Consider the following 14,162-nt stretch of genomic DNA (forward strand, 5'->3'; position numbering starts at 1 on the left):
GGCCTGACACAAAAGGTCATCCTCCATGTCCGGACACCCCATCCTTCCGCCCGACCCCTTGACGCTGCCGCTGTTGCCGCTGCGCGACGTGGTCGTTTTCCCGCACATGGTGATCCCGCTGTTCGTGGGCCGGCCGAAGAGCATCAAGGCGCTGGAGGCCGCCATGGAGCTGGGCCGCCAGATCATGCTCGTGGCGCAGAAGGCCGCCGGCAAGGACGAGCCGCACCCCGAAGATCTGTTTGAGGTTGGCTGCATCAGCAGCATCCTGCAGATGCTGAAGCTGCCCGACGGCACCGTGAAGGTGCTGGTCGAGGGCGTGCAGCGCGCGCAGACCCAGGCCATCGTTGACACGGGGGAGCACTTCACCGGCAAGGTTGCGCCGGTCCAGGCAGAGGACGTTGCCACTCCCGAGATCGAGGCGCTGCGCCGCGCGGTTACGCAGCAGTTCGACCAGTACGTCAAGCTCAACAAGAAGATACCTCCCGAGATCCTCACCAGCATCGGCGGCATCGACGACGCCGGCCGTCTGGCCGACACCATCGCAGCGCACCTGCCGCTCAAGCTCGAGGCCAAGCAATCGGTGCTCGACCTCTTCAGCGTCGCCAAGCGGCTGGAGAAGCTGCTCGAGCAGCTCGAGCACGAGGTCGACATCCTGCAGGTCGAGAAGCGCATCCGCGGCCGCGTGAAGCGGCAGATGGAGAAGAGTCAGCGCGAGTACTACCTCAACGAGCAGGTCAAGGCCATCCAGAAAGAGCTCGGCGACGGCGAGGAGGGCGCCGACCTTGAGGAGCTCGAGAAGAAGATCAAGGCCGCGCGCATGAGCAAGGAAGCGCGCAAGAAGGCCGAAAGTGAGCTCAAGAAGCTCAAGCTGATGTCGCCGATGAGCGCCGAAGCCACGGTGGTGCGCAACTTCATCGACACGCTGGTCAACCTGCCCTGGCAGAAGAAGACCAAGATCAAGCACGACCTTGGCTTTGCCGAGCAGGTGCTCAACGAAGATCACTTCGGCCTGGAGAAGGTGAAGGACCGCATCCTCGAGTACCTCGCTGTGCAGCAGCGCGTCGACAAGGTCAAGGCGCCCATCCTCTGCCTTGTGGGCCCGCCAGGCGTGGGCAAGACCTCGCTGGGCCAGAGCGTGGCGCGCGCCACCGGCCGCAAATACGTGCGCATGGCCTTGGGCGGCATGCGCGACGAGGCCGAGATCCGCGGTCACCGCCGCACCTACATCGGATCGATGCCCGGCAAGGTGCTGCAGTCGCTCACCAAGGTGGGCACCCGCAACCCGCTGTTCCTGCTCGACGAGATCGACAAGCTCGGCATGGACTTCCGTGGCGACCCGAGCAGTGCGTTGCTGGAGGTGCTCGACCCCGAGCAGAACCACACCTTCAGCGACCATTACGTCGAGGTCGACTTCGACCTGAGCGACGTGATGTTCGTCGCCACCTCGAACTCGATGAACATCCCACCGGCGCTGCTCGACCGGATGGAGGTCATCCGCCTGGCGGGCTACACCGAGGATGAGAAGCTACACATTGCGCAGAAGTACCTGCTTCCCAAGCAGCAGAAGAACAACGGCGTCAAGACCGGCGAGATGGATCTCACCGAGGGTGCCATCCGCGCCATCCTGCGCTACTACACGCGGGAGGCGGGCGTGCGCAGTCTCGAGCGCGAGATTGGCAAGATCTGCCGCAAGGTCGTCAAGGGCCACCAGCTCAAGAAGTACGAGGGCCTGGTCGTCGCTACAGAAGACAACCTGAATGACTTCCTCGGTGTGCGCAAGTACGACTACGGCCGCACCGAGAAGAAGAACCAGGTCGGCCAGGTGGTGGGCCTCGCGTGGACGGAAGTCGGCGGTGACCTGCTCACCATCGAGGCGGCCGTGATGCCTGGCAAGGGCACCATTACACGCACCGGTTCGCTGGGTGACGTGATGAAGGAGTCGGTCGAGGCCGCACGCACCGTGGTGCGGTCGCGCTCGCGTCGGCTTGGCATCCGGGACGAGTTGTTCGAGAAACGCGACATCCACATTCACGTGCCCGATGGCGCCACGCCGAAGGACGGGCCGAGCGCGGGTGCGGCGATGACGACGGCGCTGGTCTCGGCACTCACCGGCATCCCGGTACGAGCCGACGTGGCGATGACGGGCGAGATCACGCTGCGGGGCGAAGTGACGGCCATCGGCGGCCTCAAGGAAAAGCTGCTGGCCGCCCATCGCGGCGGCGTGAGGACCGTGCTCATTCCCGAAGAGAACGTCAAGGACCTGCAGGACATCCCGGAAAACGCGAAGAACAAGCTCGAGATCGTGCCTGTCAAGTGGATCGACCAGGTGCTGGAGCTGGCGCTGGAGAGGCTGCCCGACAGCCTGCCCGACGACGAGCCGGTGCCTGCCGCCGAGACCAAGCCCGAAGCGGCGAGCATGGCGCCTGCGCCTTCTGCCGCGGCCGATGGTCTCCCGCACTGAGCCGGCAGGGCGTTGCGTCAATCCCCGGCCCGCTTGCAAATGGGCCGAAGGCAACGCTATACTGCGAGGCTCGTCGCGATCGACAGGGCAAGCGATCTCAACAGCGGCGATGTGGTGAGCCCCAAGCGGGATTAGCTCAGTTGGTAGAGCGATACCTTGCCAAGGTATAGGTCGAGAGTTCGAGCCTCTTATCCCGCTCCAGATTCCAAAGAATGGGAAGCTTCGGCTTCCCTTCTTTTTGGCCGAGAATGCCGTGGCAGGCAGATCACGGCGCGATAGCAAAGCGGTTATGCAACGGATTGCAAATCCGTCCAGTCCGGTTCGACTCCGGATCGCGCCTCCAACGCTCAGGGCCCTGGCCGTCATGTGGCCCGGATGGCGAAATCGGCAGACGCAGCGGACTTAAAATCCGCGGCCCTCTTCGGGGCATGCGGGTTCGAGCCCCGCTCCGGGCACCATCATTGCGACATCGCAAACCCAAACAGTCGCCCCAGCGTGGTGTCGACAGGAGATGCAGGATGGCGCTGTTCGCAATCGAGGCACTGAACCCCGGGGTCTCGCGGCGCGAGGTCGCCGGCTGGGCAATGTACGACTTCGCCAACTCGGGCTACACCACCGTCGTGCTGACGGCCGTGTTCAACGCCTACTTCGTGGGCGTGGTGGCCGACGGTGCCGACTGGGGCACGCTGGCCTGGACTCTTGCTCTGGGACTGAGCAACGCACTGGTGATGCTGGCCACGCCTGTGTTGGGCGCCTGGGCTGATGCAAGTGCCGCCAAGAAGCTGCTGTTGGTGGCCACCACGGTGGGTTGCGTGCTGGCGACCACCGCACTCGCGGGCGTGGGGCGAGGCGACCTCTGGCTCGCCGTGCTGGCCATCGTCGTGTCGAACTTCTGCTACGCCATCGGTGAGCAGCTCACCGCCGCGTTTCTGCCCGAACTGGCCAGGCGCGAGGCCCTGGGTCGCGTCTCGGGCTGGGGCTGGAGCCTGGGCTACTTTGGCGGCATGCTTACGCTCGGGCTGAGTCTCGGCTACGTGATCTGGGCGCAGGGCCAGGGCCTGCCGGCCACGCACTTCGTGCCGGTGACGATGCTCATCACGGCCGTGGTCTACGCGCTGGCCTCGCTGGCCACCTTCGCGCTGCTGAAGGAGCGCGCCGTCCCGCAGCCAGTGCGCCTGACGGGCGCCGTGGCCACGGCGCTGCAGCGCCTTCGCCGCACGTGGCACGAGGCCCGCCGCTACGAGGACTTCCGCTGGCTGCTGGCCTGCGCCGTGTGCTACCAGGCCGGCATCGCAGTGGTCATCGCACTGGCCGCGATCTACGCCGAAGAGGTGCTCGGCTTCAAGCAGACGCAGACCATGACGTTGATCTTCCTCGTCAACATCGCGTCGGCCGCCGGCGCTTTTGCCTTTGGCTACTGGCAGGACCGCGTTGGCCACAAGCGTGCTCTGGCCTACACGTTGTGGGGCTGGGTGCTGATGACGGTCCTGGCGATCGGCTCCACCACGCCTGGGCCGTTCTGGGTGGCGGCGGTGCTCGCTGGCCTGTGCATGGGCTCCAGCCAGAGTGCCGGCCGCGCACTGGCGGGGCTATTCGCCCCGCCCGATCGGCTGGCTGAGTTCTATGGCCTGTGGACCTTCGCGGTGCGCGCTTCGGCCATCGTGGGACCGGTCACCTATGGCCTCGTCACCTGGTTCACGGCCGGCAATCACCGCCTGGGAATCGCCACAACCGGACTGTTTTTCTTGGTCGGGCTGCTGCTGCTGCGTCGGATCGACGTCTCCCGCGGGCAGGCGGCGGCACTGGCCGCCGTGTCGGCGTCGAGAAAATAGTACGAACGTTCTATTTTTGGGCGTTCGCGAGCTGCGTCGGCACCCCCGGCACCTAGAATGGGGCGATTGACGTTAACGTCAATCGAAGCCGCTGACCGCGCGCGGAGCGTGGCCCCGGCCGCACGAACACAGTCCCCAAGGAGATGCAGGCATGAAGGTGCTGGTCCCGGTGAAGCGGGTGGTCGACTACAACGTCAAGGTGCGCGTCAGATCCGACGGCACGGGCGTGGACATCGCCAACGTCAAGATGAGCATGAACCCCTTCGACGAGATCGCTGTCGAGGAGGCCGTGCGGCTGAAGGAGAAGGGCGCCGTCACCGAGATCGTGGCGGTGTCTTGCGGCGTGGCGCAGTGCCAGGAGACCCTGCGCACAGCGATGGCCATCGGCGCGGACCGCGCCATCCTGATCGAGACCGACGCCGAGCTGCAGCCGCTGGCCGTGGCCAAGCTGCTCAAGGCCCTGGTCGACAAGGAGCAGCCCGGCCTCGTGATCCTGGGTAAGCAGGCCATCGACGACGACTGCAACCAGACCGGCCAGATGCTGGCCGCGCTGGCCGGCCTGCCGCAGGCCACCTTCGCGAGCAAGGTCGAGGTGGCCGATGGCGCAGCCACCGTCACGCGCGAGGTTGACGGCGGGCTGGAGACCCTGAAGATCACCCTGCCTGCCGTCGTGACGACGGACCTGCGGCTGAACGAGCCGCGCTACGTGACCCTGCCCAACATCATGAAGGCCAAGAAGAAGCCGCTGGAGACGCTCAAGCCGGCCGATCTCGGAGTGGACGTGACGCCGCGCATCAAGACGCTGAAGGTGTCGGAGCCGCCCAAGCGCGGAGCCGGCGTGAAGGTGCCCGACGTGGCCACGCTGGTGGCCAAGCTGAAGAACGAAGCGAAGGTGATCTGACCATGGCTGCTCTGGTGGTTGCTGAACACGACAACGCGTCGCTCAAGAGCGGCACCTTCAACACGGTCACGGCGGCATTGGCCTGTGGCGTCGATGTGCACGTGCTGGTGGCCGGCACCGGCGCCGCACTCGCGGCCGCCGCGGCGGCGCAGATCACTGGCGTGGCCAAGGTGCTGCACGCCGATGCGCCGCACCTCGACCATGGCCTGGCCGAGAACGTCGCCGCACAGGTGCTCGCGGTCGCCTCGGCCTACAGCCACATCCTGTTCGCGGCCACGGCCGCGGGCAAGAACGTTGCGCCGCGCGTGGCCGCGCTGCTCGACGTGGCGCAGATCTCCGATGCCACCAAGGTGCTCGCGCCCGACACCTTCGAACGCCCCATCTACGCCGGCAACGCCATCGCCACCGTGCAGAGCGCCGATGCGGTGAAGGTGATCACCGTGCGCACCACCGGCTTCGACCCCGCGGCCGCCACCGGCGGCAGTGCGGCGGTAGAGACCGTGGCCGCGGTGGCCGACGCCGGCAAGAGCGCTTTCCTCGGCAGCGAGATCGCCAAGAGCGACCGCCCTGAGCTCACGGCGGCCAAGATCATCGTCAGCGGCGGCCGTGCCCTCGGCAGCAGCGACCAGTTCAACGCTGTGCTCACGCCGCTGGCCGACAAGCTCGGCGCCGCCCTGGGCGCCAGCCGCGCCGCGGTGGACGCCGGCTACGCGCCCAACGACTGGCAGGTGGGCCAGACTGGCAAGATCGTCGCGCCGCAGCTGTACATCGCGGCCGGCATCAGCGGGGCCATCCAGCACCTGGCCGGCATGAAGGACAGCAAGGTCATCGTAGCGATCAACAAGGACCCGGAGGCGCCGATCTTCAGCGTCGCTGACTACGGCCTGGAGGCCGACCTGTTCACCGCCGTGCCCGAGCTGGTGGCCAGCCTCTGACGGCCCCGCGACCCCGCCGCACCAGGAGACCGCGATGAGCTACCGCGCCCCCGTCAAGGACATGCTGTTCGTCATGAAGGCGCTGGCCGGCATCGAGGCCGTCGCCACACTGCCCGGTCACGAGGACCACGGCCTGGACACCGCCGCGGCCGTGTTGGAGGAGAGCGCGAAGTTTACCGAAGGCGTGATCGCGCCGCTCAACTGGGAGGGCGACCGCAACCCGTCCTACCTGAGGGACGGTGTGGTGCACGCCACGCCAGGCTTCAAGGAGGCCTTCCACCAGTACGCCGAAGGCGGCTGGCAGGGCCTGCAGCACCCCAAGGCCTTCGGCGGCCAGGACCTGCCCAAGCTGATCCACGCCGCGTGCAGCGAGATGGTCAACAGCGCGAACATGAGCTTCGCGCTGTGCCCGCTGCTGACCGACGGCGCGGTGGAAGCCCTTCTCACTGCCGGCACGCCGCAGCAGCAGCAGCGTTATCTGCCCAAGCTCATCGACGGCACCTGGACCGGCACGATGAATCTGACCGAGCCGCAGGCCGGTTCGGACCTCAGCCTCCTGCGCACCCGCGCCGAGCCGCAGCCCGACGGCAGCTACAGGCTGTTCGGCACCAAGATCTACATCACCTGGGGCGAGCACGACATGGTGGACAACATCGTCCACCTCGTGCTGGCGCGCGTGACCGGCGCGCCCGAGGGCGTGAAGGGCATCAGCCTGTTCATCTGCCCCAAGGTGCTGCCCGATGGCACTCGCAACGACGTGCACTGCGTGAGCATCGAGCACAAGCTGGGCATCAAGGCCAGCCCCACGGCTGTTCTGCAGTACGGCGACCACGGCGGCGCCCTGGCGGAACTCGTGGGCCAAGAGAACCGTGGCCTCGAGTACATGTTCATCATGATGAACGCCGCGCGCTACGGCGTGGGCGTGCAGGGCATCGCGCTGGCCGAGCGCGCCTACCAGAAGGCCGTGCAGTACGCGCGCGATCGTGTACAGAGCCGCCCGGTCGACGGCAGCCTGTCGCAGGCCGCGGCCATCATCCACCACCCCGACGTGCGCCGCATGCTGATGACGATGCGTGCCTGGACGGAGGGTTGCCGCGCGATGGCGCTGGTGGGCGCGAGTGCCTTCGACGCCGCGCATGCGCACCCCGATGCCGACACGCGGGCGCAGAACCAGGCCTTCTACGAGTTCCTGGTGCCGCTGATCAAGGGCCTTTCCACCGAGATGGCGCTGGAGGTCGCGAGCCTGTGCGTGCAGGTGCACGGCGGCATGGGCTTCATCGAGGAGACCGGTGCCGCGCAGTACCTGCGCGACGCCAAGATCCTGTCCATCTACGAAGGCACCACGGCCATCCAGGCCAACGACCTGGTGGGCCGCAAGACGGCGCGTGACGGCGGCCGCGTGGCTCTGGCCATCGCCGGCCGCATAAAGGCCACCGAAGATGAGCTCTCCGCGCGTGACTCTGCCGCCTGCCAGGCGATGGCGCGGAGGCTGGCCGCGGCGCGCAAGGCGTTCGTCGAAGTGGTGGGCTATGTCGCCGGCCACACCAAGGCGCAGCCCAACGCCGTGTACGCCGGCAGCGTGCCCTACCTCAAGCTCGCGGGCCTCACGGTGGCCGGCTGGCAGATGGGCCGCGCGCTGATGGCCGCCGAAGACGCGCTCGCCGCGGGCGAGGACCCCGAATTCATGCGGGCCAAGATCGCGACTGCGCGATTCTTCGGCGACCACCTTCTCAACCTGGCCCCGGCGCTGCGCGACAGCATCGTCGAAGGCGCCGATGCCGTCACCGCGATGGCGCTGGAGTCGTTCTGATGTCCAAGCTTCCCGGTGCGCTGGCGCGCCTGCCGCTGCCGATCATCGGTGCGCCGCTGTTCATCATCAGCAACCCCAGGCTGCTGATCGCGCAGTGCTGCGCGGGCGTGGTGGGCAGCATGCCGGCACTCAACGCGCGCCCGGCCGCGCAGCTCGACGAGTGGCTGCACGAGATCACCGAGGGCCTGGCGGCCTGGGATCGTGCGCACCCCGATCAACCCGCGGCGCCGTTCGCCATCAACCAGATCGTGCACAAGAGCAACGACCGGCTTGAGCACGACATGGAGGTCTGCGCCCGGTACAAGGTGCCCATCGTCATCACGAGCCTGGGCGCGCGCACCGACGTGAACGATGCGGTGCACGCCTGGGGCGGCGTGGTGATGCACGACATCATCAACAACTTCTTTGCTCGCAAGGCCATCGAGAAGGGTGCCGACGGGCTCATCGCCGTGGCCGCGGGGGCTGGCGGCCATGCCGGCACCAAGAGCCCATTTGCGCTCATCCAGGAGATCCGCGAGTGGTTCGACGGCCCGCTGGCGCTGTCCGGCTCCATCGCCACCGGCGGCGCGGTGCTCGCGGCGCAGGCCATGGGTGCCGACTTCGCCTACATCGGCAGTGCCTTCATCGCCACCGACGAGGCACGCGCGGCCGATGCCTACAAGCTCTGCATCGTCGAGAGCAACTCCGACGACATCGTCTACTCCAACCTCTTCACCGGCGTGCACGGCAACTACCTCAAGCCCAGCATCCGCGCTGCCGGCATGGACCCTGACAAGCTGCCCGAGAGCGACCCCAAGGCCATGAACTTTGGCGGTGGCGAAAGCGCCAAGAAGGCCTGGAAGGACATCTGGGGCTGCGGCCAAGGCATCGGCGCGGTCAGGGCCGTGGTGCCGGCGGCCGAGCTGGTGGCGCGGCTGCGACGCGAGTACGGTGCCGCGCGCGAGCGCTGTGTTCTCCCCAGCCCAGGCGCAGGCGCGCCTCATCTCAGCGCAGGTTCGTGAAACGAGCCTCCGGCCGGTCGTCCGAGCGGTGCACGGTGGTCACCCCGGCCTTCATCACCCAAGGCCGGATCTGGTGGTGCAGGGGAATCAGCAGCGTCTCTTCGCGCACCCGCAGGAGTGCTTCGCGGATCATCGCGTCGCGCTTGGCCGTGTCGGTCTCGCTCTTCATGCCGTCGATCAGCCGGTCGAGCGCGGGGTCGGAGACGCGGCTGAAGTTGAAGTTGCCGTCCGCACCCGAGGTGCGCGTGCGCACCAGGCTCTGCAGGCTGTACTGCGCGTCGTAGTTGGCCACGCCCCAGCCCAGCAGGTAGATGCTGCTGTCGAAGTTCTGCACCTTCTGGATGAAGGTGGCCATGTTCTCGCTGGCCAGCTGGGCCTTCACGCCAATGTGCGCCCACATCGCCACCACGGCCTGGCAGATCTTCTCGTCGTTGACATAGCGGTTGTTGGGGCAATTCAGCCGCGCCTCGAAGCCCTCGGGGTAGCCGGCCTCCTTGAGCAGCGCCTTGGCGCGTTGAGGGTCGGGCTTGACCGGCGTGTCGAGCTGCGGTGTCCACCCGTTGACGCCCGGCGCCACGATCAGCCCAGCCGGGACGCTCTGCCCGCGCATGATGCTGCGCTGGATGGCCACGCGGTCGATGGCCAGGCTCAGCGCCTGGCGGACGCGCTTGTCGGCGAACGGATTCCTGCCCTTCACGTTGCTGTGCTTCAGCTCGGAGCTGCCCATGTCGGGTGCGAGGAAGATCGTGCGCACCTCGGGGCCGTTGACGACTTTCAGGCGCTTGTCGCGCGACAGACGCTCGAGATCCTGGACCGGCACGTCGGTGAGCAGATCCACGTCGCCGGCCAACAGAGCGGCCACGCGCGTAGCCTCGGCCTTGATGGGCGTATAGACGACCTGACGGACGTTGCTGCCGGGCTTGTCCCACCAGCCGTCGTGGCGCGCCATCATGATGCGCTGCTCAGGTTGCCAACTCAGGATGCGGAACGGCCCCGTGCCCATGACGTTGCGCGAGGCGAAGTTCTCCTCCTTGGCCTTGTAGTCCTGCACACGCGTGGTGTTGTTCTTCTCGGCCCAGGCCCGGCTCATGATCCGGAAGTCGATCAGGTTGCGCAGCAACGTCGGGTTGGGCGCGGCCAGGATCATGTCGACGGTGTGGTCGTCAACCTTCCGCACCTCGTTCACGCCGGTCACGAAAATCTGCATCGTGCCCTGCGGCTGGCGTATGCGGCTGAAGCTGAACACCACGTCGTCGGCCGTGAAGGGCGTGCCGTCGTGGAACTTGACACCCTTGCGCAGTTCGAAGCGCACCGTCGTCGGGCCTGTGAAGCTCCACTTCGTGGCCAGTGCGGGCTCCACCTGGTAGGTGGCGCTGTAGCGCACCAAGCCTTCGTAGGCGTGCAGCAGTATGGTGCTGGTGGTGGCGTGGTTCTGCGAGTGCGGGTCCAGCGTGAGGATGTCGTTCTGGGCGGCCCAGCGCAAGGTCTGCGCCTGCGCGGGGGTGGCCAACAAGGTGGTGGCGAGCAGGGCCGCGGAAAGCAGCGCGCGCGCAGTGGTGGGGCGGCGTCGGAACATGGCAGGCAAGGGCGGCATGGCCGCCCGGCTATCGATGAAGGCCCGCATGCTAGGAGCGTGGGCGGCAGAAATCCAGCCCCGCGTTGGGCCGACTTCGGGGCCCCGGCGCGGGGCTGGATTTCTGCCGCCCACGCTCCTAGGCCGCGAGCGTCCGTCACACCCTCAGGACTGGCCCGGGGCCGGGGTGCTCGGAGCCGGCAGCGGCTCGAACTCGGCGTCGCAGCCGCGGCCGGCGGCAATCCAGCGACGCGCCAGTGCCCGGGCCAGGGGCGCTGGCAGCCAGGGCAGCCAGCGCGCGGGCGAGACCAGGGCCCCGCAGCGGTAGCGGGTATCGGCTTCGTGCCACTCGAGCGCCACGCACGCCCCGCGCCGGCGGCGCGACAGCAACATGCCCAGCGGGCAGGGCTCGGCCGCGCAGCACACGCCGCAGCCGTTGCAGGCGGCCCCGGTGGCCGGCTTGGTCGGGGCAGTGGGGTGCAGGTGGATCACGCGCGGGGCCATGCCACGCACAGTCTGCCTGCTCAGCGCCGTGGCCTGTCAGGAAATTGAGGGGTCTGCGGGCGTCTAATCCGGCGGCAGCACAAGGGTGGCCGTGACAGCGCGGTGTTAGAGTGCCTTCCCAGACAACGAAGGTCCTTCCCGTCCCCTTGCCGGCACCGAGAAAGCCGGCAAGACGGGTCGCTAATCCGCCAACCGGTGAAGCCGGGACGCGGAAGGTTGATCAACCCATCAGCAGCCGCGGAAACCGTGGCGAAAGGTGAGCGAAGATGATGCAGCAGTACCGGCTCAACTCCTACCTGTTCGGGGGCAACGCGCCCTACGTGGAGGAGTTGTACGAGGCCTACCTCGACAACCCCGGGAGCGTGCCCGACAACTGGCGCGCCTACTTCGACAACCTCCAGCACGTGCCCGCTGTCGACGGCAGCAACAGCCGCGACGTCGCCCACGCGCCCGTCATTGAGAGCTTCGCCCAGCGCGCCAAGGCCAACGCCTTCGCGCTGAAGGCCAGCGAGGCCGACCTCGCCGTCGCCCGCAAGCAGGTGCACGTGCAGAGCCTGATCGCGGCCTATCGCTTCCTCGGCAGCCGCTGGGCGGATCTCGACCCGCTCAAGCGCACCGAGCGCCCGAGGATTCCCGAACTCGAGCCGTCGTTCTACGACTTGACCGAGTCGGACTTGGACATCACCTTCTCCGCCGCGAACACGTACTTCAGCAAGTCCGAACACCTGACGCTGCGGGAGATCGTTCAGGCGCTGCGCCAGACCTACTGCGGCACCGTCGGTGCCGAGTTCATGCACTGCACCGACCCCACAGAGAAGCGCTGGTGGCAGGAGAGGCTGGAGAGCGTGCGCAGCACGCCGAGCTTCACGCCCGACGAGAAGAAGCACATCCTTGAGCGCCTGACGGCCGCCGAAGGCCTTGAGCGCTACCTTCACACCAAATATGTCGGCCAGAAGCGCTTCAGCCTCGAAGGCGGCGAGAGCTTCATCGCCAGCATGGACGAGGTCGTGCAGCGCGCCGGCACCAACGGCGTGCAGGAGATCGTCATCGGCATGGCCCACCGTGGCCGCCTGAACGTGCTCGTCAACACGCTGGGCAAGATGCCGGCCGACCTGTTTGCCGAGTTCGACCACACCGCCAAGGAAGACCTGCCCGCTGGCGACGTGAAGTACCACCAGGGCTTTTCCAGCGACGTGACCACCCCCGGCGGCCCGGTGCACCTGAGCCTGGCCTTCAACCCCAGCCACCTGGAGATCGTCAACCCGGTGGTCGAAGGCTCGGTGAAGGCGCGCATGGACCGCCGTGGCGACAAGGAAGGCGACCAGGTGCTGCCGGTGCTGGTGCACGGCGACGCCGCCTTCGCCGGCCAGGGCGTGGTCATGGAAACGCTGGCGCTGGCGCAGACGCGCGGCTACTACACGGGTGGCACCGTGCACCTGGTGGTGAACAACCAGATCGGCTTCACCACCAGCGACCCGCGCGACAGCCGCAGCACGCTTTACTGCAGTGACGTGGTCAAGATGATCGAGGCGCCGGTGCTCCACGTAAACGGCGACGACCCCGAAGCCGTGGTGCTGTGCACCCGCCTGGCCATGGACTACCGCCAGCACTTCAACAAGGACGTGGTGGTCGACATCATCTGCTTCCGCAAGCTGGGCCACAACGAGCAGGACACGCCTTCGCTCACCCAGCCGCTGATGTACAAGAAGATCGCCACGCACCCGGGCACGCGCAAGCTGTACGGCGAGAAGCTCATCGCCCAGGGCGTGCTCAAGGCCGACGGTGCCGACAGCCCCGACGGCATGGTCAAGGCCTTCCGGGCCGCCATGGACGAAGGCCGCCACACCGCCGACCCGGTGCTCACCAACTTCAAGAGCAAGTACGCCGTCGACTGGGCGCCTTTCCTCGGCAAGAAGTGGACCGACGCCGCCGACACCGCGCTTCCTCTGGCCGAGGTCAAGCGGCTGGCCGAGAAGATCACCACCATTCCAGGCAACTTCAAGCTGCACCCGCTGGTGGAGAAGGTCATCGCCGACCGCGCCGCCATGGGCCGTGGCGAGATCAACGTCGACTGGGGCATGGGCGAGACGCTGGCCTATGCCTCGCTGGTGGCCAGCGGCTATGCCGTGCGCCTGAGCGGCGAGGACTGCGGGCGCGGCACCTTCGTGCACCGCCACGCCGTCTTGCACGACCAGAACCGCGAGAAGTGGGACACCGGCACCTACGTGCCGCTGCAGAACGCGGCCGAAGGGCAGGCGCCGTTCACCGTGATCGACTCCATCCTGTCGGAAGAGGCGGTGCTGGGCTTCGAGTACGGCTACGCCAGCGCCGAGCCGAACACGCTGACGATCTGGGAAGCGCAGTTCGGCGACTTCGTCAACGGCGCGCAGGTCGTCATCGACCAGTTCATCGCCAGTGGCGAGGTGAAGTGGGGCCGCGTCAACGGCCTGACGCTGATGTTGCCGCACGGCTACGAGGGCCAGGGCCCCGAGCACAGCAGCGCGCGCCTGGAGCGCTTCATGCAGCTGGCGGCCGACAACAACATGCAGGTCGTGCAGCCGACCACGGCGAGCCAGATCTTCCACCTGCTGCGCCGGCAGATGGTGCGGCAGTTCCGCAAGCCGCTGATCATCTTCACGCCCAAGAGCCTGTTGCGCGCGAAGGACGCCACCAGCCCGCTGACCGAGTTCACCAAGGGCGAGTTCCGCACCGTCATCGGCCCCAACCGTGCCGATATCGATGGCGACGCCGTCAAGCGCGTGATCTGCTGCTCGGGCAAGGTCGCGTACGACCTGCTGAAGAAGCGCGAGGAAAAGAAGACCTCCGACGTGGCCATCATCCGCGTCGAGCAGCTGTACCCGTTCCCGCACAAGGCCTTCGCGGCCGAGATGAAGCGCTTCCCCAACGCCACCGAGGTGGTGTGGTGCCAGGACGAGCCGCAGAACCAGGGCGCCTGGTTCTTCGTGCAGCACTACGTGCACGAGAACATGCTCGAAGGCCAGAAGCTCGGTTATGCCGGGCGCCCGGCCAGCGCCTCGCCGGCGGTGGGCTACAGCCACCTGCACCAGGAGCAGCAAAAGGCGCTGCTCGACCAGGCCTACGGCAAGCTCAAGGGCTTTGTCCTTACCAAGTAAACGCTGCCCGT

Annotated in this window: 9 protein-coding genes and 3 tRNA genes; 10 read left to right on the plus strand and 2 right to left on the minus strand. The window is 67.2% G+C overall.

Translation table 11 applies throughout. The features are described 5' to 3' along the window. Positions 1-25: 25 nt before the first annotated feature. The 9 genes from lon to KA711_16910 all read left to right on the plus strand — a co-directional run bounded on the left by lon (position 26) and on the right by KA711_16910 (position 8,940). Entirely contained in the window at positions 26-2,461 is a 2,436-nt protein-coding gene (gene lon / locus KA711_16870) for an endopeptidase La (GenBank protein ID MCM0610642.1), read from the plus strand. A 125-nt stretch (positions 2,462-2,586) separates the two neighbouring features. Next, positions 2,587-2,662 (plus strand) — tRNA-Gly (locus KA711_16875). A gap of 68 nt (positions 2,663-2,730) precedes the next feature. Continuing rightward, a tRNA-Cys gene (locus KA711_16880) sits at positions 2,731-2,804 on the plus strand. A gap of 26 nt (positions 2,805-2,830) precedes the next feature. Beyond that, a tRNA-Leu gene (locus tag KA711_16885) sits at positions 2,831-2,919 on the plus strand. Between the two features lie 60 nt (positions 2,920-2,979). After that, positions 2,980-4,293 (plus strand): MFS transporter, encoded by a 1,314-nt coding sequence (locus tag KA711_16890; protein MCM0610643.1) that lies wholly within the window; start codon positions 2,980-2,982, stop codon positions 4,291-4,293. 151 nt (positions 4,294-4,444) lie between these two features. Then, positions 4,445-5,194, plus strand: coding sequence for an electron transfer flavoprotein subunit beta/FixA family protein (locus tag KA711_16895; protein MCM0610644.1), 750 nt, complete (start codon positions 4,445-4,447; stop codon positions 5,192-5,194). Positions 5,195-5,196: 2 nt separating this feature from the next. Next, positions 5,197-6,129, plus strand: coding sequence for an electron transfer flavoprotein subunit alpha/FixB family protein (locus tag KA711_16900; protein MCM0610645.1), 933 nt, complete (start codon positions 5,197-5,199; stop codon positions 6,127-6,129). Positions 6,130-6,163: 34 nt separating this feature from the next. Continuing rightward, positions 6,164-7,939: an acyl-CoA dehydrogenase gene (locus KA711_16905; protein ID MCM0610646.1), complete on the plus strand. Its 1,776-nt coding sequence runs from the start codon at positions 6,164-6,166 to the stop codon at positions 7,937-7,939. Continuing rightward, positions 7,939-8,940, plus strand: coding sequence for a nitronate monooxygenase (locus KA711_16910; GenBank protein ID MCM0610647.1), 1,002 nt, complete (start codon positions 7,939-7,941; stop codon positions 8,938-8,940). The genes KA711_16905 and KA711_16910 overlap by 1 nt, the downstream gene beginning before the upstream one ends. On the opposite strand, the gene KA711_16915 is transcribed toward KA711_16910, so the two are convergent. Both KA711_16915 and KA711_16920 read right to left on the minus strand, forming a co-directional pair. Further along, entirely contained in the window at positions 8,924-10,516 is a 1,593-nt protein-coding gene (locus KA711_16915) for an ABC transporter substrate-binding protein (GenBank protein ID MCM0610648.1), read from the minus strand. The two genes, KA711_16910 and KA711_16915, sit on opposite strands and share 17 nt — an antisense overlap. Before the next feature lie 162 nt (positions 10,517-10,678). Next, a complete protein-coding gene (locus KA711_16920) occupies positions 10,679-11,017 on the minus strand; it encodes a hypothetical protein (GenBank protein ID MCM0610649.1) in 339 nt (112 codons plus the stop codon). A gap of 266 nt (positions 11,018-11,283) precedes the next feature. On the opposite strand from KA711_16920, the gene KA711_16925 reads away from it, so the two are divergent. Continuing rightward, the gene (locus KA711_16925) at positions 11,284-14,151 is read left to right on the plus strand and encodes a 2-oxoglutarate dehydrogenase E1 component (GenBank protein ID MCM0610650.1); all 2,868 of its coding nucleotides are present in this window, start codon (positions 11,284-11,286) and stop codon (positions 14,149-14,151) included. Positions 14,152-14,162 lie beyond the last annotated feature (11 nt).

The sequence above is a fragment of the Ideonella sp. WA131b genome, from assembly GCA_023657425.1.
Classification (GTDB): Bacteria; Pseudomonadota; Gammaproteobacteria; order Burkholderiales; family Burkholderiaceae_C; genus Rubrivivax.